Here is a 19,852-nt window from a genome sequence, read left to right as displayed (position 1 = left end):
ATCCGAATCAGTCGTTGCCGCCGCTGGTGTGCGGTGATTCGGCGTACTTGAGCTGGAAGAAGGCGAATATCAGTGGGAGAATCACCGCCAAGCCGGCACCGAACCCGATGAAGTGTGGCTGCAACGGGACGCCGGCCTGATGAGGGTCGACTTCGACTGGACCGCCGCCACCGACAGTCGTCGTCGGATACTCTTCACCGACGACGACCGCGCCTTTCATTCCGAGCCCCTTGTGGGGATCACAGTAGTACTTGTATATCCCTGCCTCTTCGAACGTGTATTCGTAGTTGACTCCACTGCTCCCTGTCGGTGAGCCCGAATCCAGGGTGCCGCCTCCATCCGAGACGACGTTGTGCCCACCGCCTTGTCCGGTCCACTCGAACTGGACTGTCGTGCCTGTATCGACGTGTATCGCTGGTGGGCCAAAGCCAAACGCGCCGCCGTTGGCCTGCACACCGACTTCGACCGTCGCCGAGTCCTGTCCCGTCGCGTCGACGGTACTGGTGGGGTCGCTGAAGTTGTCGACATCGCTGAACCAGTCGCCGTAGTCCGGGACTGTGGTTCCGCCACCGCCGTCACCCTCACCGCCGCCCTCCTCCTGGGCCGCTGCGGTTCCGGACACGCCGAGTGTGCTCAGAGCAGTCGCTGTACCTCCGGCTGTCTGGACGAACTGCCGTCTGTCCATCTCGTTTGCAACTCTCGTGCACACCCGCATAAATCTGCGGGAAGGGAAATCTCCGATGCGCTATCGGCGGGACCCGCGAAGCCACCGCGTCAGGAACGATGTGATACCGAGGTCCCGCTTGGCCATGATGACCGTACTCTGGGCCCGTCGGCCGACGGCTTCGGGAATCGCTCCGACGACTAACTGCTGGAGCAGACTCTCACGGGATGCGCCGATGACAGTCACGTCGACACCAGCCGATTCCTCGACGATTGTTCCGGCGATGTCGTCGCTCTCGATGCGTGTGCGGGTAGTTTCGATGTCTTCGAGAACCGAAGCCGTCATTTCAAGCAAACCCTCGCTGGCATCGGCTGGCTCGCCGGGGTCGGCGACAGTCAATATCTCGACTCGGGCGTCGTTGGCCCGTGCCAGCGCTCTGGCAACCTCCGCGGCGAACTCGGCGTGCGGTCCGCCTGCGGTCGGGACCAGTATGTCGTCGACAGCAGGCTGGTCCCCGATGCGCTGGACGAGGACGTCACAGCCTGCCTGGGTCACTACTCGGTCCACGTTGCTCCCAAGGGCAACGTCCCGTCGGCGACCTTGTCCGCGCCACCCCATCAACACCACGTCGATGTCGTTCTGTTCTACAGTATTCAGGATGGCCGGTGCGACCTCGTGGCCGATGCGTATCGTCCCGCTGACCGGGACATCGGGGTATTCGTTCTCCGCGAACTCCAGCGCCGAATCTAATACGGCCCGTTCCTCGGAGACGAACTTGCGCCCCTCCGATAGCGGAGTCTGCTGTGGGACCGTGACGACGCTCATCACTTCGATTTCTGCGTTGCGGTCCGCAGCAACGTCGAACGCAGTCCCCATCAGCTGGTCGACACTCTCCGGATTCGCGATGGGGACGAGTAACCGCTCCTCTCGAGTCGTTCGTTCCGGTGCCGGGGCTTGTTCCGCAACGACAGTCGGCGTCTCTTCTTCGAGTTTTTCTTTCTCCTTCTGCTGGGAGTAGCCGTAATAGACGACGAGTCCGAGTCCCATCCATAGGACAGTTGTCACCAGTGCGATGAATCCGTGTGAATCCGGCCCGAGACCAACCTTGAGACCGAGTGCCGACAGGAGGAACGGTGTCAATAGGAACTGGAGGACAATACCGATGAGCGGGGGCCACGGCATGTAGGGCACTTCGTACGTCCGTGGTAAGTCCGGGTGCGTCTTCCGCATCTTGATGACCGTCCAGTTGACCTGCACGAACAGTAGAATGAACATGATATCAGCCGACGCTGCGACGGCCTCGATAGGCAGCGTGACCGCCATAGCGGCGATGAGCACTGCCGATAGGAAGATGGCGATATGGGGCGTCCGTTTGTCCTCATGAATCTGTGAGAACGCTTCAGGGAGCGCGCGGTCCCGCCCCATGGCGAAGGAGACTCTGGAGGACGAATAGACCGTCGCGTTCAGCGCGCTCATCGTCGCCGTCAACCCCGCGACGAGCAACAGCGGGACGCCGTAGGGGACGAACTGTCCGGCGGCCTCGATGATACCGAGTTCGCCGAGGTTGCCAAGCAGTCGCCACGTCGGCGCGTCGGCGGCGACACCGGCCCGCTCGGCCAATTCTGGCACTACTTCGATACCACCCAGCGCGGCGAAGGCGACGAGAATGTATATCGGGACGACGATGGCGAGGGAGTAGAAGACCGCCTTGGGAACGTTCTCACCCGGATCCACGACCTCTTCGCCGGACTGGACGATGATTTCGTACCCCTCGAAGGCGATGTAGGTGAATCCCATCGCGCCGATGATACCGATAGCACCGTTGGGGGCGAAGCCGGGGCTCCCGACGAACTTCTGGGGCCACTGGGGGGTGTTGACCGTCGCGAGGAGACCGAAGGCGACGAACACCGCGAGAATACTGACCTTGATCCCAGTCACGACGACGCCTGCCTTCCCGGTCTCCTCGGCGCCGCGGTAGTTGATGAACGCGAATAGCGCGACCATTCCAACGGCAAGTACCTTCTCCAACAGCCCCGGTGTGAGGAAGCCAAAGAGGACGAACTCGTGGGTCAGACCGGTTCCGTAGACGATGAATTCGGTCAGGAAGACGCCGAACGTGACGGCGTATAGCGAACAGGCCACCGCGTGAGCGAACCAGCTCATCCACCCTGCGTAGAACCCATTCGGGTCGACCAGTGCCTCTTTGACCCAGAGGTAACCGCCACCAGCCTCAGGGAAAGCAGCCCCCAACTCGGCGTAGGAGACGGCAGTGAACAGCGCGACGAAGCCGTTGAGTAAGAAGGCGACTGTCAGCGCCGGGCCGGCCAGCCCGGCGGCAAAGCCTGTCAGGGCGAACACGCCTGCCCCAATCATCGCTCCGACGCCGATGAACGTGATATCGAATAGGCTCATGTCTCTCGACAGTTCCGTCTCGACGTCGCCGGACGACTCCGCCGAGACTGATGTCTCTGTGCCGGCAGTGCTGTCTGTCATCCTCTAGGCGTTCTGGAAGGGCATTGACTAAGCTTTCGCTTTCTCGAACACGCCTGTTACTGGTGGCTGTAACGAACTAACGTCCTTTGTCCCCCCGGGTGGCAAATATCGTTACGAGCGCACGGCGACCAGTATGAGCCGAAACACATAGACCGGATACTGGCCAACGAGTAGTTACGAATCATGCGAGAGTACCTGCGGGACAGCTTGCAGACCGTTCACCGTCGGCTGCGACGGCAGAAGCGCCGACATATGCGAGCGTTACGGCGCTGGCTCGAAAACACGCAGAATCTGCTCCACCTTTCGGTACTCGTCATCGTCCCACTCCTCATCGCGCTCGTGACGTGGCTATCCAACATATCGCCAATCGTCTCGTTTCTCGTCTATCCGCCGTTAGCGTCGGGGACGTACACACTGTTTGCCGATCCCGGAAGCCGGTACGCCGACCCACGACGCTTCGTCGGCGGGATGACTGCAGGCGCGCTCAGCGGGTGGGTGGCACTGGAACTGACGGCCCAGTTCTGGTACACCGTCCCCCCGGCCCAGTTCCAGGTCCACGCCGGGGCGGCCGCGCTCGGTATCTTTCTCACCAGTCTGGTGACCTGGATGTTCGAAATCGAACTACCCACCGCGTACTCCTCCGCGCTCCTCGTCCTCGTGACTGGGTCGGCCCAACTCCGCTACGTGGCAGGTGTCACCGTTGCGAGCGTCCTGATTGCGGGAACCTTCATCATCTGGCGGCGGCACCTCTATCGCGAACGGGCCCGGTATCTGTTCCAATCGACGAACGGGGACGACCAGATACTGGTCCCGGTACGCGATACACAGCCGACCACCCTCGCACTCTTCGCAGGCCGTATCGCTGCGGCCCACGATGCAGGGAAGGTCGTGTTGATGGACACCGTCGAACCAGCCACCATCGAACAGGTCGAAGCGAACCTCGCTACCGATCCAGCAGATGAATCGACGTCGCCTGGAGACAGACCGGACGCGTCCGCAGAGGAACTAATCACGGAACAATCGCAGAACGGCTCGAACAGTTGCAATCGTCTATCACGGCCGTCGTCGACGTGCCCTGTGAGTTCGTCGTCGCTGTGGCATCGGACTCCGCCGGGGAAACCGTGCTCCAGACAGCCAGTGACGAGAACTGCGACCTCGTGGTGGCGCCGTACGAAACCGACGAGGGCGAACCGACATCGTTCGTCAGGCATCTGTTGTCCGGGTCGGTTGATGTCATCACCTTTCGCTCCGGCAACGGGACGACTGACTGGCAGGAGATTCTAGTCATGGTTCGGTCTGCTGGGCCGGTCGCCAACACGATGCTTGATTTCGCACAGCGGCTCTGTAATGCTCGTGGCGCCATCAGTCTCTGTACGTGCATTTCTACCCGAGGCCGACATCGGCGTGCAGAGATCACGCTCGAAACGCTCGCAGAGCCGTTTGCAGACCCCATCGAGACCAGAGTTGCCCACGAGCCCGTCGAAGAGTTTCTAGAGCGGTACGCCGGGAATTACGACCTCGCGATCATGGGGGCCAGTACTGACCGACACGCCGCATCTCGACTGCTCTCGCCACCGACTCACGAGTGTATCCAGGAGATAGACTGTGACCTCGCTATCGTCCACCGGCCGTGAACACTGGTGCTGTCCGGTAGTGGGGGCGTGAAAAGTGGTGGACGATGGCTGAGAGACAGAACTCACACGCGACAGTGGACACGAGCATGTCCTGACTCTGTCTCTCAGAACCGCTCTCGCGGTCGGCGGCGTATCAACTTGCCGCGTTCAGTGCTTCGCGTGACAGGCACTTAGTGGTTGTCACTCGACGAGGGGCATGACGATTCCGAAGATGAGCGGCGAGAACAGACCAGGACGATGCCGAGTAGCTCCATATCGGTAAACAGTGTGTTACTCCACGCTGGAAGTGTGCCAAATAGCGCCGTTCCGCCGATGGCGCCGCCTGCACCCACCAGGAACAATCCCAAACCGAGGAGGAACCCACGCTTTGCGAGGCGCGGATAGTCCCGCTGTTTCGACTGGCTCATACGATATCTGTTGCGAGCGGCCATTATACGCTTTTTCCATTGGACCGAAAAAGATACACCCAGGCCAGAGTAACTCAAATATACCATGACCGCATCAGAGTCGGTTGTCGTCGTTCCTGAACTGTTGGTTTCGCTCATATTGGCTCCCGTGCTCACAGTTGGTGGCGCGCTGCTCGAACAGGCGGCGCTCGCTGATCTTTCCGCAGACGTTTCGACGTTTGCTATCTGGGAGTTCGGGATGGGGCTCTTGCTCTTGTACGTCGGCATCTACATGCTCGGATATCGAAAACTGCTGCCAGCCGTTCGTCAGCACCTGTAACTGCTACTACTATCTATCGAGATATCCGATGACTACTGCATACACAGACTGGCGAGCGAGTGTTAGTCTCACCGGGCGCATTATCAAGTGGCTAGCGGTGCCGATGTTGTTCCCGCTGCTTCTGGCGCTGTACTACGGCCGTGGGTTTACGACCTTCTTGGCGAGTCTGGCGCTTGCCATCACTGTTGGCTGGGCACTCGAACAGGCTCACGAGGATGCTGCAGGCGCCCTCGGCGTTCGGGAAGGCTTCTTGATGGTCGCCCTGACCTGGCTACTGGTCAGCGTCGTCGGTGCGGTCCCGTTCGTACTCGAGGGGGTGCTCACGGACTACGGAGCGACGTCGACGCTTCGCTATCCAGTGAACGCCCTGTTCGAGACGATGAGCGGGTTCACCACGACTGGGTCGACAGTCATGGGGTCGATATCCTTTGAGAATCACTCACGAGCGCTGATGATGTGGCGCCAAGAGACCCAGTGGCTGGGTGGGATGGGTATCGTCGTCCTGGCGGTCGCAATCTTGCCCGAACTCTCCGTCGGCGGTGCGCAGCTCATGGACGCGGAAGCGCCGGGACCGGGCCTCGAGAAACTCACACCGCGTATTGCAGAGACGGCTCGAGCACTCTGGGGACTGTACATCGGACTCACCGTTATCGAGATTCTCGGCCTGTTTGGCTTCCATCTGGTGGGACTGGCACCGGAGATGACGCTCTACAACGCTGTTGCACACGGCTTCACCACGATGCCGACCGGTGGCTTCTCACCAGAAGCGCGCTCTATCGAAGCCTTCTCAGCGATTGTCCAGTGGTTCATCATCCCGTTCATGATCGCCGCCGGAATGAATTTCGCCCTCTTCTGGCATCTCTGGAACCGGAACTTTCGGACCGTCTGGGAGGATGTGGAACTGAAGGGCTATCTGGGTGCCATCGGTGTCCTGTCGGCGCTCGTGGCGGGGCTGCTGTATACGACACCCGGCCTCAACACACTCGCAAACGCGGTTGAACCATCGCTTCGGCACGCGACGTTTCAGATTGCGTCCATCGTAACCACGACAGGGTACGCCAGCATCGACTTCAATCTCTGGGGAGAACACGCGCAATTCGTGTTGCTATTCGGGATGTTCATCGGCGGTTCCGCCGGGAGCACAGGGGGGAGTATCAAAGTCGTTCGATGGATCGTGATTTTGAAAACGCTCAGACGGGAGCTGTTCACCAGTGCGCATCCGCGAGCCGTCCAGCCGATTCGATTAGGTGACGTGGTCGTGGATGAGAACGCTATTCGAGGCATCTACGCCTTCACGATGCTCTATCTGGTCATCTTTGCGCTTGGCACACTGGTCGTCCTTCTCATTGATGTCCGAGGTGCTGAGCTGTCCGCGTTCGAGGCGACGAGCGCTGTCGCGGCCACCTTGGGGAACGTCGGTCCCGGCGTCGGAATCGTCGGGCCGATGTACAACTTCAACGCGTTTCCGAGGGTCTCGAAACTCCTCATGGTGTTTTTCATGTGGGTCGGACGCCTTGAAATCATCCCGGTACTGGTCCTGTTTACGAAGTCACAGTGGCGTAGATGAGCTTGAACGAGAATCCTCCCACAGTATCAGGAAAGAACTATCAAATCTCAGGTATTATTTCAGAAAGTGCCACATAGCCGCTGCCCGGAGTGTGGATATAATTTGGCCACTGCGATTTCGACGGAGGTCAGAGACGGCGATGCCTTCCACAATTTCGAGTGTTCAGAGTGCGGCCACTCCTGGGCGAAACCGATCTGAAATAGATCGCCTTCACCGTCCTCTCCAGTAGGTTCGGCCGCCATCCTTGGTCGTTGCATTGGCTACGCTACCCACGAAGAGCGACCGTAATTTGCAGTTCCTGACAGACGGTCCGATATCGCTAGCCGTGGCTTTTACCCGCGTCCAGAGTTCATCTTAGCTATGGATCTTCAGGTCGCCGGGCTTGAGGACCTCGAAGAGAAAGTCGGGGACGCACTTGACCGAATCGGTGAACTGCAAGCTGGCACTCGGATCCAGTCTGAGACGTTCTTTTCGCAGCAGTTTATGCGAGAGCACACCGAGTTCAACTCATTCGAGGCGTTCTGCACGCAGAGCCCGTGGAATCTCGATAGCATCGGCGATGTACAGGATCTCTCGCGTGAGCAACTCAACGAGTATATCGACGACACGACCGAGTTCCAGACGTGGGAGGGGATGAAAACGCAGGCCGCGGAGGAAGAGATTATTGACCTGATTGTCACGTAATTATCCTACACCTGGGACTGCGCTCAAGAGGTGATAGAGACCATAGCTGATGATGCCCGCGCCCAGCATTGACCCGACCCACGACCCGATAGTGATACCGACTTTTCGTCCCGAGACGCCGCTCCCGCCAGTCGAACTCGCGGCGAGTCCACTGCCGACGATACTTGCGATCATCACCTTGTTAAACGATATCGGGATTCCCAGTACGATAGCCAGTTGCGCGACCAGAAAGGCGGGAATCAGCGCGGCAATCGACCGTCTCGGCCCCAGCGAGGCATATTCGTTCGAGACTGCCTGGACGAGTCGCGGGCCTCTTATCCAGGCGCCGAGGAGAATCCCGCCGCCACCGAGTGCGAGCAAGTAGATCGACGGGAGCTGGAGGTCTGTCTCGAACACGGCCTCTAGCGGGCCGGTTGCCAGACCGACCTGTGTGCCACCACTCGTGAACACGACGATGAGTCCCAGTACGACGAGGAACTGATTGATACCGGCGGTCTCGTCGCGGTGGAGCAACGCCCGTGTCCCGACGAGTGCAACGAGCCCGCTACACACACTCACGACAACCATGCCGAGCGTGTACGCGCCGCCGACGACTGTTGGAAGGAACTGGTACGTGGTGGCGAGATAGCGAGCGACAGAGCCCTGTGCGCCGCTCGCAGTCGGAATGATAGTGAGTTGGATGTTGGCCAACGCATAGCCGACTGTCCCTCCGAGGAGCGGGATACCGACAGTTTCGGGGATAGCATCGCTTCGGAGGCCACGGGCAATCCCGTACGCGAGAACGCCCTCGACCAGTGGAATCGCGAACCAGAACCCGAGAATGACGGCGTACTCGTGGACAGCGAAACCACCACCAAGAGCGATGCCGGCCCCGATCATCGCCCCCGTAACGGTGAACGCCGAAGGGATGGGATAGCCATACGTGTTCCCGATAGTGATGAGGGTCGCAGCGGTCAACAGCGCTGCCGCTGCGGCCAGCGGGGTAATCGCGACGCCCGTGATGAGGTCTTTGCCGATGGTTTCTGAGATACTGCCACCTTGGAGTATCGCACCGAGCCCAGCCACAATCCCGACGAGCAAAGCTGCTCGGAGCACAGAGAGCGCGTTGGCCCCAACAGCGGGTGCGACTGGTGCCGAGTTACTGTTTGCACCGACGGTGAACGACATGAACAGTGCCGCCAACAGTGCAATTGCCAGAACGAGTAGTACTGAGGCCATCGACTCACCGGTCCTCCATCGGTAGCTGGTTCAGCGAATTCGTGGACGCGTGGCTACAACTGTGCTGGCGCATCTGTCGAAAAAGCGTGTGACGTGTCGCATGAACCTATCGAAATCACGTATATCAGCGAGTGTTGAGCCAATCTTCTGGATAAGCAATGTGGTTGATTCAGTGTCCCGCTGTCGGCGACGAGGTCCCCCTACCGACCGAGACTGTCACTCGGCCCGCCATCGCTTGTAAATCATATCCATCCCGAACACCGCTGGCACTACGGCTACCGCGACTGCCCAGCCGATTGCTGATGGGGGCGCTTGCCCGAGCAACTGCGCGAGCCACGGTACGTACAGCAAGACGACCAGGAAAACGAGTCCAGAAGCGACGGCCCACGGAAGATACGGGTTCGAGGTCCACCCGAGCGCGCCAGGCCACTGGGTCGGGCTACGGACGGCGAAGGCGTTGGCCATCTGCCCGAGGACGATGGTCGCCCACGCGGCCCCCGATGCCGCAAGCATCGTCGTCCCTGTGGCGGGGTCACCGAACTGCCAACCGCCCGATAGCAGTGACGCGGAAAACGCGACCAGTGTGACCACTGATATCGTCGGTCCAAGGACGAAAAACACCCGACGCAGCAGCGCCCCATCGATGAGGTGCTGGCCGGTGAGGGTGTGTGTCCGCTGTCGTTCGGTGGGCGGCTCCAGCGCAAGTGCGAGAGAGGGGAACTGGTCTGTGACTAGGTCGATAGCGAGAATCTGAAAGACACCGATAGCGAGGGGGGAACTACCCGTCCGAGAGTACCCACACGACGAACCGAGTCAGTTCCGCGACGTTGTCCGTGAGGAACTTCCGTATGTTCGAGAACGTCGACCGCCCGAGTTCAACAGCTGTGACGATAGTCGCGAAGTGGTCGTCGAGCAATACGAGGTCCAAGACTTCCCGAGCGACGTCAGTCCCTGCGGCACCTATCGCCACGCCGATGTCGGCCTGGCGCAGTGCTGGACCGTCGCATTCACCTCTACCCGTCGGCCGTCTCGACAGATGTAGACGCGTTCGGGCAGCAACTCGCGAAGCTGCTCGGCTGCGCGGACAGCACGATACTCCTGTGCGAACGCGAAGACGCCATTGATAACGATGACTAGCACGATGGCAACACCTAGCGACGGCAAGTCACCGATGACGGCCAACCCAGCTGCCACCCACAACATGAGCGCGTAAAAGTGAACGAATTGGGCGAGCAGCAAGCGGGGCATCGACGGCGGTGAAGGGGTGGGCAGTTCGTTCGGTCCGTCCCGTGACAACCGTCTCGCTGTCTCCGACGACGACAATCCGTCCCAGCGGGCGCGTTCGTCGCTCATTAGTTCCAGTTGTTGGCGGCTGTAACTCGGTAGAACTCATCCGACCCGATGTCTGTGGCCAGCGATAGCGCCGCGTTCTCATTGACTTGCTGTAAGAATGTGGCAGTTGTGTGCGTACGTAGCCATCCTACCACTCGCAAAGGATGGATTACTTCTGCTATTCTGCCCAGACGTGGCGGAACTTTCCGCTTCGTCTCTCCCGTCGTGGTGGCTCGGCTGCCGCTTCGATGGTTACGCTGGTAATCCCGTGATTACCGAGGAACGACTGGAGATCCCCCTTTATCTGGTTCCAGACCGCCTCCTCGGTCGCATCAGGATCGACATCGAAGCGGACCTGCAGTGTCGTAGGGGCCGTGCGGATAATCTGAACTCGACGGACTCCCGGAACGTCTTCGACGACAGTTGCGAGTGCGAGTGGGAAAATCGGAACCTCTTCTCCCTCATCGGTTTCGAACTGGAGGACATCCCCTTGCCGTCCGCCGACCTCTATGATTGGGAACGCGCTCCCGCATTGACACCGCTCTTCGTACATCGTGATGCTATCCCCGAGGTTGTACCGAACGAGCGGTTGCACACGATTCGAGAGGCTCGTGATAAGGACGGTGTCCGACGGCGTTCCAAGTTCGACCGGCTGATAGTCCTCGTCGACCGGTTCGACCACGACCCAGTCGGTGTTGGCGTGGAGATTTCCGTGGTCGCACTCGACAGCAATCGGGACGAATTCCGTCGCTCCGTAGAGTTCCCGGACGACACAATCGAACGTGTCTCGGAGCAGTCGCTTCTGTGACTCAGAGATGGGTTCTGCTGTGGGGAGCACGAGTGCGGGGCTGATGTCGAGACGACCGTCTCGTTGGGCTCGCGCCAACTCGACGAGGACGGTCGAGTAGCCTTCGAGAATGGCGGGCTGATACTGGTTCAGCTCGGCAGTCAGGTCGTCGATCGGACTCGTCGGCGAAAAGAGTCGCAGACGACGTTCTCCAAGGACGGATTCTCGACGCATCAACTCGAGTCCGGCCGCACCGGCGAAGTGACCGCCCGAAACTGCGACGAGTGCAACGTGGATATTCTGTGTGAAGAGGCGGGAGAGTGACGAACGGTTCGCCATTGCGGGCACGATCCACCGGTCACCCAGCACGTCTGAAATGGTCCATGCTGTTTCATCCTGGACGAATACCCCCGGTTCCCCGGTCGTCCCAGACGTCGTCCACACTGGATACTTGCCGAGGAAGCGCTCGCCGATCTGTGTCTCGTCAGCGACGAAGGCGTCGACCTCGGCTTTGGTAATCGCGGTGTCCGTAACGACGTCGTCGAAGTGCTCCATGAGCATCGGCTTCGTTACCGGTGGGTACTGTGTGAGGTCGGTAGTTCCCTCCGGCACGTCGGCGTAGTGTCGCTTGTAGAACCGTGACCGTCGCCGGGAAAATGAGAGCATCTCTACTAGACGCCGGCGCTGCCGTTCTGCTATCTCCGCGCGGGTGGTTCTTCTGGCCCGCCAGGCGTCGAGTGTGATTTTTCCTCGCTCGATTGGATTCATCGGACTGGGTGTACGAACGCGGTGAATTCTTCCGAGCCCCTTCTCGCGTTCATAGTGAATCTTGTGGCGAATTGACTTTGTTATTGGCCAGCGACCCAGCGGTCACCCGACAGTCTGTCTGCATTAGCCGACGAGTGTCACGCCAATCAGGCTCCCGACACCGTAGGTAAGGACCGCAGCAGCGAGTCCAATCCCGACCTGACGCAGTCCAGAAAAGAGCACAGACCGTCCCGTGAGAAGCGTGATGCTGGCACCGATGACGAACAGCGCGACTGCACTCAACACGAGACTCACGCCGACGGCGATTGACCCAGTTAATACGAAGTACGGGAGTACCGGGACGATGGCTCCGAGTGCGAAGAGCACGAACGACGTCGCCGCCGCTTCCCATGCTGAGCCCCCTAGTTCTTCTGGGTTGATGCCCAGCTCCTCACGGGCGAGTGTGTCAAGTGCCATCTCCTCATCGGCGATCAACTGTTCAGCGATCTCTCTGGCGCGAGCTTTCGAGAGTCCTTTCGCCTCGTAGATGAGTGCCAGTTCTTCTGCCTCCTCTTCGGGAACCTCAGCGAGTTCTTCAGCCTCGATGCCAATCTGACGTTGATACAGTTCCCGTGAGCTCTGGACGGAAAGCCACTCGCCCATCGCCATCGACCCTGATCCAGCGAGGAGTCCGGCAAGACCCGTAATTAGAATCGCCGGTGAATCCAGCGCCGCACCAGCGACGCCCATCACGAGACTGAGATTGGAGACGAGACCGTCGTTCGCTCCGAGCACTGCAGCGCGCAGTGCGTTGCCGCTGGTCGCACGGTGGCGGCCTTCAAGCTGGGCGAGGACCTCTCCCCGTGCCCCCTTTCCGGGCGTTTCCGCGATAACCGTCAGGAGACGGTCGTGAGAGCGCTCGTCGGCTGCCATTCCGGTCCCCGTGACTTCTGGTTGGGTCGCATAGTCACTCCCACCGATGGCCTCTCCGGCCTGCATCGAGCCAAGTACCATTCCCGGTCCGAAATGACGAGCTAACCACGCCAGTACTCTGGCTCTACGAGATGGATTGGCGTCTCCCGGCTCGGAACCGGCTTCACGAATCCGCTCGGTCCAGAAATCCGCATGGGTTCGCTCTGTGTCGGCCAACCGCCGGTACACATCTGCGACCTGTGGTTGCGATTCGGCGTCAGCCATCGCCGCATAGACCGTCGCACTGTCGATTTCGTCTTGGCGATTGCGACGGTAGCGTTCGACATCTGCCGGAGTCGTCATATTTAGTATAATTGTGATTTGTGAACTTAGTGCTACACTCAGGAATCTCGCTACCGCCTTGATTGCTGGATGTGCCGTAATTAGTAGATGATCCAGGACGAGTTCACTAGCTTCCGCTCATTTCATGAGTCTATAATGGTTCTTAATCCGAAGGAGGCTCAGCTACTATCTTGACTGGTCAGTACGGATACTCAGTTACCGTGCAGGGCGACTACTTCTCAGAAATCTATCAGAAACGCCATGCAAGATATAGAGGATAGGTCTCGTAGACCCACACCGATTTGAGCTATCCGGGTTCGTAGACGGAAATCCAGCCGTCTGACTGGAGCGCGATCTTATGGTTGTCGTACATGAACGTGATGGCTCCGGCTTCGGTCCGTCGGGTGCCAGCACCCGACGGACCGAAGAATGTCTCTTCGAGTGCTTGGGCGTCGATGAACTCGTACAGTGGTGGCATCTCGGTGTGGTTGAGCGGATCGACGCCCTTCGCCTCCGCAATGGCAAAGGCGAGTGCCGTCGCAAGTTCGCCATCAGATTCACGGTCGTAGTGTTCCTGGTGGACCTGCACCCACTGGTCGGTATCCACGTTCTCGACGGACTCGGCGGACTCGTATGCCTCGGGCTGTACATCTCCGTTCGGCCCTTGGTTGTCTCCATTCGAGGACGGAGAGTCGTCGCCCGGGCCGTTATTCATCTTTCTCCGTGTCCGGGTCTCGTTGCTGTGCGTGCGTTTCTTGTCGGCTATCGAGTTCTGCGCCCGCCCCGTTCAGGACTGCCTGGACCTGTTCGGTGTTTAGTGCCTTCACGATTATGTCATCCGCCTCTTTGTATTCGAGAACGCCGAGGTCCGCGAGTTTCGGAATGTGTGAGTGATACAACGATGCATGGACGCGGCGGCGTTCATCGTCCGTTACCTCGTTGACTGTCTTGTCCTGTTCCCACGCAGCGATCTTGGTCGCCAACTTAGGGAGCGTCTCCTCGGTACTTTCGTTGACAAGGGTGTACATCAGGTACCGCCGACGTGGATGGCCGAGCGCGGCAAACACCTCGTTGAGCTCCAGTACGCCGCTTGCGTCACTGCCTGAGTCCGTCATGAAATGGTCCGAGGCGTTCGACTGTGTCCCTTCGAAATCCTCGTCGTCCATGGAACGAGTTGACAACAAATCTCAATAAACCTTCCTTCAAGATTAATCCCGGGTCTTATGCGCATTATCGCCGGGTTCAGACAATGAATGTTTTACTTGTTCCCTGCTTCCAGCATGGATAAGAACACTTGGTCTACACCATTTTTATATACGCTCGGTGTCAAGTTATTGTACGGAATAACAGTTTCACACTGTGCGTTTGTCCCTGACGATGAAGGGGCGCTTGAACCGGTGTGCCGGACGTGCAGATACACCCGTTTTTCTTCGTGTGGTCGTCACGCGGAACGCATTAGCGAGTCTCAGCGTTCCGCACTACGAGCCACCAGTATGCCGCAAAACATCGACTCGGCGTCACTCAACGTGATGTTCGACGCCCTACGGAACCCGTATCGCCGACGAATCCTCGTCGCCATCTCCGACCACAATCCATGTGAGATAACCGAATTCACCCGGAACCAGTTCGCGCCCGTCTCTGAAGATGAAGCCGGCCCCGAACGGCTGGAAGTGCAATTGCTCCATTCTCACCTGCCCAAACTGGCTGAGAAGGGGTATATCGACTGGAATCCCGAGGCGGAGACGATTCGGCGGGGACCGAACTTCCACGACATCGCACCGCTCCTCCAGTTGTTGGACGACAATGCCGACAAGTTACCAGCCGACTGGCCGTAATTCACGCTCGTTCTTCGGGAGCGAACCATTACATCCGCAGGCCTACTGAGCGGTTAGTTCAGCTAATCCAACTTGAAACATATTCTTTTAGAGGATTATTCTTCCGTCATGAACTCATCGTAGTCACGATCATCATCGTCGTTGGAGAACTCTGTCACATCGTTGCCGAATGGGTCAACGTATGGGTCGCTATCGCTCTGCCTGGCCAATTCTTCTTTCGTCTCATCAAGTTCCACCCACTCCAGTAACTCGGTTTTTCCGTCCTCGATTTGTGCCTGCATATCCAGCATCGTCCGGTACGCGTGAATGATGTTCATCCGCTCCATCTTCGTAACTACGTACTGCCCACGCTCGGTGAGTCGATACCGATTATTCACAGAGGTTTCCTTATTGTCGATTTCGGGTGTTATAAGCCCGTAATCTTTCGCTTCGCCAATCCGTTTCGTCAGCGTTGAAGAGCTGATGTGTAGCCGGTCGGCCAGGTCTTTGAATCTCTTTGCATCACCTTTCAACACGACGAGTAGCCCAATCCCACCGCGCAACTCGAAGTACTCCCTAAGCGTGTCTACCATGCCCGATACTGTTGAACTCAATCCCCCGTCATAGTCAAACTTCCTTCTCTTTCCGAATGGCACTTCATTCGGATTTATACTTTGATTCAAAGTCAGTCGAAAATTGAACTCTACTGCCTGAGATGGGCGTTTATCCACCCTATACGCAGCTCTATCCGGAAATATGGAAACAACACGCCCGGACCTAATACTTCGAATCAAAGTATTTAGAGTACGCGACACATGACGGCCACCCCCGCTACTGAACAAGCGGTGCTCGATGCGCTGAGCGCGTCGCACCGAGAGTGGCCGTACTCTGACAACCACGATACGGTGAATGACCCCTGGCCGCTTGCGTGGGATGCTGCTGCATTCATCGAGGAATGGTTTGCCCATTCAGAGCATAATGACCTCGAAGAGGCGATCTGCTATCTGCCGCTCAACCCGTGGAAGTTCGGATATGACATCACCACCTGGCACGACAAGAAAGAACCCCAAGCGTTGCTAAGAGCCCATCTCCTTCGGATTGTCAAAGGCTGGAGCGGCGAGACAAACCTTATTGAGTATCTTGAGGATGAGCCTGAACTCGTCGAGTCTCTCGGCTTCGAGGATGGCTGTGCCTCGAAATCGACGCTGTGGCGTGTCTGGAACGACAGCCGGCTTGAACTCGATCACAAGCGAGTCATCTGGACTATTGGGCAGGTACTCGTGAACGTCGCGCGGGAGAACGATGTTCCCGCGCCAGAGGAAGTGTTTCACCCTGACCCGAGTGTGGATGACCCGGGTGACGTCGAGCAGGACGATTCGACGGTTCGAGACCGGACAATAGCCAACACTCGGGAAGTGTGGGAGCACGCGAAGCCGATGCTGACAGAGAACTACTCACTCTCCCGAGGAGATAATGCCGAGGTTCACGAGAATGCGTTTTGGGAGAGTCACGCATACATGGGTTCTCGTGCGGAGATGTATGCCGAAGACGGGACGCGGAACTTCGCAGCCGAAACCACACGCGACCGTGTTCAGACGGGAAGCACTCACCGTCACCACATACAGAAGATAAATCCGGAAGAAGCCCGGCAGATGCACCGAGATACGACGGAAGCGCTCATTGAGCGTGCACGACGAGATTCCGAACTCGTAGGAGGTGTCCTGGCGAGTATCGATATTACGAAATCGAACCCGTACCGGGAAAACACGGAGTTAGAATTCGATGAGGACGGACTGGCGAATACGTGGCTTCTCGGGTACAAGGAGAAAGGCAAGGATGAGGATGACCTGCCGGACCTGCACTTCCAATGGGCGAGCATCCAGATTGTCGGGTTAGATGTCCCCTTGGTTCTAGACGCAATTCCCGTCTCCCGTGGACTGTCTCGTGCAGCTATCGTCGATGAATTGCTGTCGAAGGCAACAGACATGATCGACATTGAGATGGTCATGATGGACCGGGAATTCGCCCACGACCCCGTGAAGGACGTGTGCGAAGACCGCGGTGTCTACTACCTGAATCCTGGAATGATGCATACGAGTGAACGAGCAACGTGTACCCGCCTTCGCCGGCAGGGCAAGCTCGTTCACATCGAGCAAGAGGAAGACAGTAGCAGCGATAACACCCCTGCCCGGACAACTCTCACGGACTTCACAGAGGAATCTACGGAAACAGGTGTAGAAGCCGGTCAGGACGCGCCCGCACGCAAATCCGTGTACGTGCCTGCGATGAAAGCGAAACGGACTGCCGACGATTCTGATGATGAGGAACAGGAGTCAAAACAGGAGGACGAGTCGCAGGACAGCAACGAGTATCGTGAAGGACTGCTTTCAGACTTCGCAGAAGCTACCGAAGAGGATGAAGAGAGCGCCGGTCGCATGTTCGGTGACCTGATTGAGGAAATCCGTGAGGAGGAAGAAGAGCGGAGACTGCCGGGGAACGATGAAGACACGCGCTTGTACCTGCTGTTCGAGACGAACCACCCGGACCTACAACCACCAGATGACAGTGAAAGCCTTTCCGAGGTCGAGAAGGCTCACATGGTGAGTCGAATCATTCGGAAGTACAAGTACAGGTGGGGGATTGAGAACGGCTTCAAGCAGATTAAGCGGTTCCGTGTTCGGACGATGTCGATGAAGTTTGAGTACCGCTTCTTCAATTTTCTCTACGCCTGCACCATGTACAATGCTTGGCGATTAGTGGATCTGCTGGTGAAGTTGGAGTTATTGGCAGACTCTGAGTTCCGCTTCAAGCCCTTGGTTACAGCTGACCTGTTCCTGACGATAGCGAAGGATTACGCCGGCTTGGACCCGCCAGATTAGAAGATACTCCTTCTCGGTGTGCTTAGTGGTGAGTGGCAACACTCTCTGAAACTCGCTATTTTGCTGTTCTCAACCGTATTCGCCTGCCGTTGACCGAGGAAACCTTTCTACCCAATATATTTTCTTATTGAAATAGTCGTAAATATACTGTAGGAGTCACCTCTCTGCTGTTTGTTCGTGAAACTAGTGATCACCTGTGATCCAGAAAATAGTATCGCGATATATAGTTTATTATGTGATTGTTGAGCCAAAATTCACTGTTTAAAAGCTTCAAACGCCCGAATTCAAGCTATTCTCGTTTGAGCACAGGTGCTTACGTTTAGTCGAATAAACGTAAGCACTTTTTTGAGGACGGCCGCCGTCCCCCAACGCGAACACGATGTCTCGGCCCAGAACCTGGGGTAAACCCCATCAAATCACCCGATCACTTCTGTCGGGTCTGGTGCAGCGGTTCACTGCTGTTCCTGGAGGACGTACTGATGCCATCTAAGCCAAACACGGGGTCCGGCGATACTGAGACGGGTGCCATCGCCATCTCCTCCGTGGTCGAGGACTATTTGCTCGACAAGGGAAAGGGGCGGGACGGCGAGAGTGGAAACTATCGACGACACGCGGAGCGTGAGATAGACCGATTCCTGGAGTTTCTCTCTGGCCGGCCCGGTTCTCCTGCAACTTTTGAGGAGCTATCTGTCGCTGACCTTCGTGAGTACGCTCGATACCTCTCTCGTCAGGGCTGGGCTGAAGGTACCATCAAGAACTACTACGCGCACGTTTCGGGCTTCTTGGGATGGGCAGCTCGGGAAGGACACCTTGCAGAGAACCCCGCCCAGCGCACTCGGGCCAAGGAACCGCTGCCAGAAGATACGGGACGAAAATCGGGTGAGCAACAGGCGTGGTCCCGTGAGCACCGGGAACAGTTGCTCTCATATGTCGACGAGCAGGCGCACAACGCGATCGACGCTATCAGTGATGACCGCAAAGCCGCGATCAAAGACGGCCGAAACCGAGCATTGGTCAATTTGCTCTGCTTTTCCGGTGTTCGCGGTGCCGAGATTCTTGCTGACGTCGACGACGGCCGCCGTGGTCGAGATGGCCTACGATGGTCCGACCTTTCGCTTGCGGATAACAGTCTCCAGGTGCTCGCGAAGAAGCAGCGGTGGGATGACCGAGCACTTCCAGAACCCGCTGTACCGTCTCTGGAACGGTTGAATCAGATTCTGGACCCACCATCTGATGATTGGCCTGTCTTCCCTTCGCTCTCGTATTCAACGCTCGTTCAGGACTTCTCTAACAGTCTACTGGAGAGAGGGTATGATACCGAAGAAATAGAAGAAATACGCCTTGAAAAGGTCTCTGAAGGTGAAATCTCGATGATAGAACTCTGTGCCGAGTACGGGGTAGCACCCTCCGCGATGACGACGCATGGCGGTCGCGACGTCATGAAGCGTCTCACTGACCGAGCGGGAATTGAATTAGACGATGACACCCACGGATATCTCGCTCCCCATGGGGCTCGTCGAGCGGCTGGCGAAGTAATGGTCCGAAAATACGGACATGGTGAAGCTGCCCGACTGCTGGACAACTCTGAACAGGTTGTCCGTGAGCACTACTCACATATCGAGGCCGGAGAGCTCGCTGATCTCGCTGCTGAAGCCTTCGACGAAGCCCCACAATCGGATAATCAAGATTCTACTGAGTAGATTCCGTCTTTTTTGGGCCTCAAGTGGATTGTACGGAGAATCCGCAGAAATCGGGATTACTGATGTTAACTAGATTATACGGATTATCCAGATAATCCAAGTTGTCCTCGACATGTGGGCTGACGGATTATCTTGATTACTTGGATTATATGGATTATCCGTATTTCACCCTGCTACAGAGTCCTCCCACATACGTATTATCCGTATAATCCGGTATGGCCAAAGTTCCCTTAGAACGCTAAACACTCCGTAAATACTGTGTCTGACATAATTTTATAAGATTGCCTGTTCCAGAGAGATAATGTAGATAACACGGATAGGTCGGATAAGACGGATAATCCGGATAATATGAC

Annotated in this window: 18 protein-coding genes and 2 pseudogenes; 8 read left to right on the top strand and 12 right to left on the bottom strand. The window is 57.6% G+C overall.

All coding sequences use genetic code 11. The features are described from left to right. Window positions 1-7: 7 nt before the first annotated feature. Together P1L40_RS22635 and P1L40_RS22630 are read right to left on the bottom strand one after the other, a co-directional pair. Window positions 8-685: a halocyanin domain-containing protein gene (locus tag P1L40_RS22635; protein ID WP_284011831.1), complete on the bottom strand. Its 678-nt coding sequence runs from the start codon at window positions 683-685 to the stop codon at window positions 8-10. 60 nt (window positions 686-745) lie between these two features. Continuing rightward, window positions 746-3,157: an amino acid permease gene (locus P1L40_RS22630; RefSeq protein ID WP_284011830.1), complete on the bottom strand. Its 2,412-nt coding sequence runs from the start codon at window positions 3,155-3,157 to the stop codon at window positions 746-748. 183 nt (window positions 3,158-3,340) lie between these two features. On the opposite strand from P1L40_RS22630, the pseudogene P1L40_RS22625 reads away from it, so the two are divergent. Both P1L40_RS22625 and P1L40_RS22620 read left to right on the top strand, forming a co-directional pair. Further along, a pseudogene (locus P1L40_RS22625) lies at window positions 3,341-3,841 on the top strand (HPP family protein); the annotation flags it as partial. Window positions 3,842-4,197: 356 nt separating this feature from the next. Continuing rightward, window positions 4,198-4,791 carry a hypothetical protein gene (locus P1L40_RS22620; protein ID WP_284011892.1) on the top strand — a complete coding sequence of 198 codons (594 nt, stop codon included), beginning with the start codon at window positions 4,198-4,200 and terminating at the stop codon, window positions 4,789-4,791. Between the two features lie 180 nt (window positions 4,792-4,971). Here P1L40_RS22620 and P1L40_RS22615 read toward each other — a convergent pair. After that, window positions 4,972-5,198 (bottom strand): annotated as a pseudogene (locus P1L40_RS22615) (DUF7860 family protein). 85 nt (window positions 5,199-5,283) lie between these two features. Here P1L40_RS22615 and P1L40_RS22610 point away from each other — a divergent pair. From P1L40_RS22610 to P1L40_RS22600, 3 genes are all read left to right on the top strand, one after another. After that, a complete protein-coding gene (locus P1L40_RS22610; RefSeq protein ID WP_284011828.1) occupies window positions 5,284-5,517 on the top strand; it encodes a DUF8151 family protein in 234 nt (77 codons plus the stop codon). A gap of 28 nt (window positions 5,518-5,545) precedes the next feature. Beyond that, window positions 5,546-7,084 carry a TrkH family potassium uptake protein gene (locus P1L40_RS22605; RefSeq protein WP_284011827.1) on the top strand — a complete coding sequence of 513 codons (1,539 nt, stop codon included), beginning with the start codon at window positions 5,546-5,548 and terminating at the stop codon, window positions 7,082-7,084. Window positions 7,085-7,444: 360 nt separating this feature from the next. Continuing rightward, window positions 7,445-7,768, top strand: a complete 324-nt coding sequence (locus tag P1L40_RS22600) for a hypothetical protein (protein WP_284011826.1) — start codon at window positions 7,445-7,447, stop codon at window positions 7,766-7,768. Here P1L40_RS22600 and P1L40_RS22595 read toward each other — a convergent pair whose 3' ends face one another. The 8 genes from P1L40_RS22595 to P1L40_RS22560 all read right to left on the bottom strand — a co-directional run bounded on the left by P1L40_RS22595 (window position 7,769) and on the right by P1L40_RS22560 (window position 14,272). Next, entirely contained in the window at window positions 7,769-8,986 is a 1,218-nt protein-coding gene (locus P1L40_RS22595; RefSeq protein ID WP_284011846.1) for an inorganic phosphate transporter, read from the bottom strand. A 216-nt stretch (window positions 8,987-9,202) separates the two neighbouring features. After that, window positions 9,203-9,727: a cation transporting ATPase C-terminal domain-containing protein gene (locus P1L40_RS22590; RefSeq protein WP_419181214.1), complete on the bottom strand. Its 525-nt coding sequence runs from the start codon at window positions 9,725-9,727 to the stop codon at window positions 9,203-9,205. A 37-nt stretch (window positions 9,728-9,764) separates the two neighbouring features. After that, the gene (locus tag P1L40_RS22585) at window positions 9,765-9,902 is read right to left on the bottom strand and encodes a hypothetical protein (RefSeq protein ID WP_284011825.1); all 138 of its coding nucleotides are present in this window, start codon (window positions 9,900-9,902) and stop codon (window positions 9,765-9,767) included. Window positions 9,903-9,946: 44 nt separating this feature from the next. Then, the gene (locus tag P1L40_RS22580; RefSeq protein ID WP_284011845.1) at window positions 9,947-10,339 is read right to left on the bottom strand and encodes a cation-transporting P-type ATPase; all 393 of its coding nucleotides are present in this window, start codon (window positions 10,337-10,339) and stop codon (window positions 9,947-9,949) included. A gap of 157 nt (window positions 10,340-10,496) precedes the next feature. Beyond that, complete coding sequence (locus P1L40_RS22575) at window positions 10,497-11,873, bottom strand: phenylacetate--CoA ligase family protein (protein ID WP_284011824.1); 1,377 nt, start codon at window positions 11,871-11,873, stop codon at window positions 10,497-10,499. 123 nt (window positions 11,874-11,996) lie between these two features. Continuing rightward, window positions 11,997-12,785 carry a VIT1/CCC1 transporter family protein gene (locus P1L40_RS22570; protein ID WP_336402216.1) on the bottom strand — a complete coding sequence of 263 codons (789 nt, stop codon included), beginning with the start codon at window positions 12,783-12,785 and terminating at the stop codon, window positions 11,997-11,999. A 628-nt stretch (window positions 12,786-13,413) separates the two neighbouring features. Continuing rightward, on the bottom strand, window positions 13,414-13,821 hold the full coding sequence (locus P1L40_RS22565) for a HalOD1 output domain-containing protein (RefSeq protein WP_284011822.1): 408 nt from the start codon (window positions 13,819-13,821) through the stop codon (window positions 13,414-13,416). After that, window positions 13,814-14,272, bottom strand: coding sequence for a DUF7344 domain-containing protein (locus P1L40_RS22560; RefSeq protein WP_284011821.1), 459 nt, complete (start codon window positions 14,270-14,272; stop codon window positions 13,814-13,816). The genes P1L40_RS22565 and P1L40_RS22560 overlap by 8 nt, the downstream gene beginning before the upstream one ends. Before the next feature lie 327 nt (window positions 14,273-14,599). Here P1L40_RS22560 and P1L40_RS22555 point away from each other — a divergent pair, with 327 nt between their 5' ends. Further along, entirely contained in the window at window positions 14,600-14,941 is a 342-nt protein-coding gene (locus P1L40_RS22555) for a DUF7344 domain-containing protein (RefSeq protein ID WP_284011820.1), read from the top strand. Window positions 14,942-15,036: 95 nt separating this feature from the next. Here P1L40_RS22555 and P1L40_RS22550 read toward each other — a convergent pair whose 3' ends face one another. Continuing rightward, window positions 15,037-15,576 (bottom strand): winged helix-turn-helix transcriptional regulator, encoded by a 540-nt coding sequence (locus P1L40_RS22550; protein ID WP_284011819.1) that lies wholly within the window; start codon window positions 15,574-15,576, stop codon window positions 15,037-15,039. A gap of 159 nt (window positions 15,577-15,735) precedes the next feature. Between P1L40_RS22550 and P1L40_RS22545 the strand changes: the two genes are divergently transcribed. Both P1L40_RS22545 and P1L40_RS22540 read left to right on the top strand, forming a co-directional pair. Continuing rightward, a complete protein-coding gene (locus P1L40_RS22545; RefSeq protein ID WP_284011818.1) occupies window positions 15,736-17,799 on the top strand; it encodes a transposase in 2,064 nt (687 codons plus the stop codon). 479 nt (window positions 17,800-18,278) lie between these two features. Further along, window positions 18,279-19,499 carry a tyrosine-type recombinase/integrase gene (locus P1L40_RS22540; protein WP_284011817.1) on the top strand — a complete coding sequence of 407 codons (1,221 nt, stop codon included), beginning with the start codon at window positions 18,279-18,281 and terminating at the stop codon, window positions 19,497-19,499. Window positions 19,500-19,852: the final 353 nt, after the last annotated feature.

This window comes from Haloarcula pelagica, from assembly GCF_030127105.1.
Classification (GTDB): domain Archaea; phylum Halobacteriota; class Halobacteria; order Halobacteriales; family Haloarculaceae; genus Haloarcula; species Haloarcula pelagica.
Note: the sequence above shows the minus strand (reverse complement) of the source record. Positions and strands in the feature narration are given on the sequence as shown.

Coding starts and splice junctions, on each gene's coding strand:
- P1L40_RS22635 (WP_284011831.1), bottom strand. CDS start 685: ATGGACAGACGGCAGTTCGTCCAGACAGCCGGAGGTACAGCGACTGCT.
- P1L40_RS22630 (WP_284011830.1), bottom strand. CDS start 3,157: ATGACAGACAGCACTGCCGGCACAGAGACATCAGTCTCGGCGGAGTCG.
- P1L40_RS22610 (WP_284011828.1), top strand. CDS start 5,284: ATGACCGCATCAGAGTCGGTTGTCGTCGTTCCTGAACTGTTGGTTTCG.
- P1L40_RS22605 (WP_284011827.1), top strand. CDS start 5,546: ATGACTACTGCATACACAGACTGGCGAGCGAGTGTTAGTCTCACCGGG.
- P1L40_RS22600 (WP_284011826.1), top strand. CDS start 7,445: ATGGATCTTCAGGTCGCCGGGCTTGAGGACCTCGAAGAGAAAGTCGGG.
- P1L40_RS22595 (WP_284011846.1), bottom strand. CDS start 8,986: ATGGCCTCAGTACTACTCGTTCTGGCAATTGCACTGTTGGCGGCACTG.
- P1L40_RS22580 (WP_284011845.1), bottom strand. CDS start 10,339: ATGAGCGACGAACGCGCCCGCTGGGACGGATTGTCGTCGTCGGAGACA.
- P1L40_RS22575 (WP_284011824.1), bottom strand. CDS start 11,873: ATGAATCCAATCGAGCGAGGAAAAATCACACTCGACGCCTGGCGGGCC.
- P1L40_RS22570 (WP_336402216.1), bottom strand. CDS start 12,785: ATGGCAGCCGACGAGCGCTCTCACGACCGTCTCCTGACGGTTATCGCG.
- P1L40_RS22565 (WP_284011822.1), bottom strand. CDS start 13,821: ATGAATAACGGCCCGGGCGACGACTCTCCGTCCTCGAATGGAGACAAC.
- P1L40_RS22560 (WP_284011821.1), bottom strand. CDS start 14,272: ATGGACGACGAGGATTTCGAAGGGACACAGTCGAACGCCTCGGACCAT.
- P1L40_RS22555 (WP_284011820.1), top strand. CDS start 14,600: ATGCCGCAAAACATCGACTCGGCGTCACTCAACGTGATGTTCGACGCC.
- P1L40_RS22545 (WP_284011818.1), top strand. CDS start 15,736: ATGACGGCCACCCCCGCTACTGAACAAGCGGTGCTCGATGCGCTGAGC.
- P1L40_RS22540 (WP_284011817.1), top strand. CDS start 18,279: ATGCCATCTAAGCCAAACACGGGGTCCGGCGATACTGAGACGGGTGCC.